The organism is Mesorhizobium sp. M00.F.Ca.ET.216.01.1.1 (assembly GCF_004010325.2).
In the GTDB taxonomy this organism is placed as follows: Bacteria; Pseudomonadota; Alphaproteobacteria; order Rhizobiales; family Rhizobiaceae; genus Mesorhizobium.
Window position 1 is genome coordinate 1 of the sequence record NZ_SADR02000279.1, and the last position, 353, is coordinate 353.

Here is a 353-nt window from a genome sequence, read left to right on the forward strand (position 1 = left end):
GTCTTCTTCCCGATCTATGTCAACACGCTGCTCGGCATCCAGAGCGTCGATCCGCAGCTGGTCGAGATGGGCCGGGTCTACGGGCTCGACCGGCGCGCCTTGTTCTTCCGAGTGGTCCTGCCCGGCGCCCTGCCTTCGATCTTTGTCGGCCTGCGCTATGCGCTGGGCATCATGTGGCTGACGTTGATCGTCGCCGAGACGATCTCGGCCAGTTCCGGCCTCGGCTACATGGCCATGCAGGCGCGCGAGTTCCTGCTGATCGACGTCGTGGTGCTGTCGATCCTGATCTACGCGCTGCTCGGCAAGCTCGCCGACAGCCTGGCCCGCCTGCTCGAGCGCCTGTCGCTCGGCTG

The 353-nt window shown here is 65.7% G+C and carries 1 protein-coding gene; it reads left to right on the forward strand.

What is annotated here, in order from left to right:
• On the forward strand, positions 1–353 hold a 353-nt coding region (locus EN859_RS36095; protein ID WP_135913667.1), incomplete at both ends, for an ABC transporter permease subunit.